This window comes from Selenomonas sp., assembly GCF_052169755.1.
GTDB lineage: Bacteria > Bacillota > Negativicutes > Selenomonadales > Selenomonadaceae > Selenomonas.
In genome coordinates this window covers 1-3,594 of record NZ_JBQNBV010000175.1, presented here as the reverse complement: position 1 = coordinate 3,594, position 3,594 = coordinate 1, and the positions used below count along the sequence as shown (strand labels likewise).

At 54.1% G+C, this 3,594-nt stretch carries 3 protein-coding genes; 2 read left to right on the top strand and 1 reads right to left on the bottom strand.

The window, feature by feature from the left end:
* Window positions 1–403, top strand: a 403-nt coding sequence (locus ACTTKG_RS09830) for a YitT family protein (RefSeq protein ID WP_442674023.1), incomplete at its 5' end; no start/stop codon positions are given.
* A 28-nt stretch (window positions 404–431) separates the two neighbouring features.
* Window positions 432–1,439 carry a hypothetical protein gene (locus ACTTKG_RS09825; protein ID WP_442674022.1) on the top strand — a complete coding sequence of 336 codons (1,008 nt, stop codon included), beginning with the start codon at window positions 432–434 and terminating at the stop codon, window positions 1,437–1,439.
* Window positions 1,440–1,963: 524 nt separating this feature from the next.
* On the opposite strand, the gene putP is transcribed toward ACTTKG_RS09825, so the two are convergent.
* Window positions 1,964–3,442, bottom strand: coding sequence for a sodium/proline symporter PutP (gene putP / locus ACTTKG_RS09820; protein WP_442674021.1), 1,479 nt, complete (start codon window positions 3,440–3,442; stop codon window positions 1,964–1,966).
* Window positions 3,443–3,594: the final 152 nt, after the last annotated feature.

Genomic DNA, 3,594 nt, shown 5'->3' with positions numbered 1-3,594 from the left:
CACGAATCGTTGGGCGGCAGGCTTCAATCGCGAGAAGGCGATCTTCATCATCTCAGGGGAAAGCGAAAAGATCGGCGATGCTATCATGGAGAGCCTGCATCGCGGCGTCACTTACCTTGAGGGGCGGGGCGGCTTCCTGCAGGAGAAGAAGGACGTCGCTTTTGTTGTCGTCTCTCTGACGCAGCTCGCGCGTGTCAAGGCGATCTGCGACCGCTTTGACGCGAACGCTTTCCTCATCATCGCCAACGCATCTGAAGTGCGCGGCAGAGGCTTTTCGAGCGAACGGATTCTCTATCAGTTCGCGAAGAGAAGAGAGATGATCGAAGCGAGAGAGAGAAGGATGGCGAGTATTAAGAAACGGCAAGAAACTTTCGATGAAATAAAGAAGGATGACGGAGGATGATTTCTCAATCTAGGGAGGGTGCGAGAAAATGAGCATGAAGATCGGCGGTGTTGTGCAGGGGCGTGAGGCGAGCGCTTCTTTTGTGTCAGCACCTTCGTCCGCGATGGCGCTGACACAAAAGACAAAGGAAAAGACGCATCTCGGCAGCGCGGCAGAAGTGTCGATCAGCAGGAAGGCGCGTCTCCTGCAGCTTGGGGAAAAGGACGCGAAGGAAATTCTGCGTGATGAGAAGAATTATGACGGTCTGACGGCGCATGGCAGACTTGCCGGCATTGATGAAACGCGGCAGGGCGTCAAGATGGAGAAGGAGCGTATTCTTGAGATTAAGGAATTGCTCAAGGATGACACGCTGACGGATGACGAAAAGTCGGCGCTCAAAGAGGAGAAGGAAAAGCTTTTGTCGCATATCGTCGCGACCTCGTACGATGATAAAATTTCCATGATTTACGAGCTGAAGAAGAAGCTTGAAGCGAAGCTTGCAAAAGCGCATGAGGATGCTGCGAATGATCGTCTGCGTGCGCCCTTGACGAAAACGGATGAGGACGATGATGCTGATATATTCACGGGAGATATCGCGAAATGGAATCGACGCTTGGAGAAACTGCGCGAACAGGGATTTGATGTGGAAAGTCACCGCATAAAAGATTCCTTGGGGATTCGAAGTCAGGAGCAGCAGGAATTCGATGAATTGGACAGTAGTCGTTCCATGCTTGATTTGTGGCTGAAGAATACACAGCGATTGGCAGAAGATTTGGAGTGGATGCTGCTGCGCTTTAGTGCGGGCGCTCGCCAGGAGGATGCAGCGGAAGCCGCTGAGAAGATGAAGGAAGAGCAGAAGAAGCTCGAAGAAATCGCGAAGATGAAGGAAGGCTTGCTGCCTTTGCCGCCGGAGAAGGTGCAGGCGGAGGAGGATGCCGACGATCCTGCGAAAAAAGGCAGGCGAAAAGGTAAGAGCGCAGGCGCTGACCTGACGGTTTCGCCTGCTGCAAATGCCGCTGTCCGCGCCGCAATCTCCCGCTACGCGGCGAATCATTGATCGGTAAAGAGAACGGTCGACGGAAGCTTTAGATGTTCTTCCGTCGACCGTTCTTTCCGTTGCGAGCACAGGCATCTTCTCGCAAAAATCGCCATCTCAGAGCATTGGCTATTATATAATGATCTGCCAGATCATGTATTGTAGTATCAAGTTTTTTGAAATCGAAGGAACTGCAGCCTGTCCATGCAATCCATCGCTTAGATTCTCTTGATGATTGTCCATTCACGAAAGATAGCGTTGCATCCATTAAATCACAGGGGAAATGATCGTTCCCGACAATGAAATGGGCTTGCCTTACACCGATAAAATGAAGCTCCAGACTTCTCAGCGCCATTTGGGACTGAAAACGGAGCGTCATCGTGTGTCCATCTATATGGGAATAGTGTATCGTGCCTTCCTGATCGACGCTGGTTTCGCTTTGATACGATGCGGCTACGATGCAAGCATCATGGAAGCCGTAATATAGACGGAGCAAATCTGCAATATCCTTTTCTGTTTCAATGTTTTTCCAAGAACACATTTCCTTATATCGCGCTTTTTCCCACGGCGTCGAACGTGTCTGTGATGCTCTTTGCAGGCGCCTTGTCGAGACGGCTCACGATGTAGATGGCAGAGAGGGCGAAGACGAAGCCCGGGATGATTTCGTAGAGACCGAAGAAGGCGAACTGCTTCCATACGAGGACGGTGACGCCGCCCGTGATGATGCCCGCGAGGATGCCGTTCCTCGTGGCACGCCGCCAGAAGAGCGAGGCGAGAAGCGCGGGGCCGAAGGCGGCGCCGAAGCCTGCCCATGCGTAAGCGACCATGTCGAGGATGAGGCTCTCGGGATTCATGGCGAGCGTCAGGGAAAGGGCGGCGATCGCGAGGACAGAGAGGCGGCTGACCCAGACGAGTTCGCTTTGGCTTGCTCCCTTATGCAGAAGCGAGCGGTAGAAGTCCTGTGCGAAAGCGGAAGCTGCGACGAGAAGCTGCGCCGACGCCGTGCTCATGATGGCGGCGAGGACGGCGGAGAGGATGAGTCCCGCGACGAAGGGGTTGAAAATCGAGTCCGTCATCACGAGAAAGACCGTCTCCGTCGCCGTGCCGAAGAGCGGATCGACAAGGTAAGCGCGTCCGACCATGCCGACGAGGACGGCGGCAGCGAGCGAGATAGCGACCCACGTCATAGCGATATGCATGGCGCGTCCAAGCTCGGCGGATGAGCGGATCGCCATGAAGCGCACGAGGATGTGCGGCTGACCGAAGTAGCCAAGTCCCCAGCCCATGAGCGAGATGAACTCGATGAAGCCGAGCGTAGAGCCGTCGGGCTTCTGGAAAGGATTGAAGAACGACGGTTCCATCGTGTAGATGGCGGCGAGCGTCGTCGATGGACCGCCGAGCAGATAAGAAGCGGCGGCAGGTACGAGCAGGATGGCGAAGAACATCATGACGCCCTGGATGAAGTCCGTCCAGCAGACGGCGAGGAAGCCGCCGGCAAGCGTGTAGAATACGACGACGAAAGCGCCGAGGAACAGCGCATAGGTATAGGGCAGGGAAAAGATCGTTTCAAACAGCTTGCCGCCCGCGACGAAACCAGACGATGTGTAGATGACGAAGAAGATCAAGATAAAGACGGCAGGGATGATGCGCAGAAGGTTCGACTTGTCCTCGTAGCGATTCTGCAAAAAATCGGGAAGCGTCAGCGAATTGTTGGCAAGTTCCGTATATTTTCTGAGACGTGCGGCGACGAACTTCCAGTTCGCGTAGGTGCCGAGCGCAAGCCCCAGCGCGATCCAGCCCGCATTGAGCCCGGCGATGTAGGCGAATCCCGGCAGCCCCATGAGCATCCAGCCGCTCATGTCGGAGGCTTCGGCGCTCAAGGACGTGACCCACGCGCCGAGCTTACGGTTGCCGAGGATGTAGTCCGCCATGGAGCGCGTGCGTCGATAGTAGTAGATGCCGATGAGCATCATGAAGCCGAGGTAGACGATGAATGCGATGATGATCGCTAGGTTGTTTGTCAAGATAAGTCCCTCCAAATTTTACGAATATACTTCCCTATTATAATATAAAACAGAAAAGGGCTCAACGTGATATTTCTCCAATAGAAGGGAGCCGGGGATATGACGAAGATTGTACCGATTCATGAACTCGAAGATACCCATGCAATTTCTTC

Excerpts from the sequence above, each read along its gene's own strand:
- ACTTKG_RS09825 (WP_442674022.1), top strand. The coding sequence starts at position 432 with ATGAGCATGAAGATCGGCGGTGTTGTGCAGGGGCGTGAGGCGAGCGCT.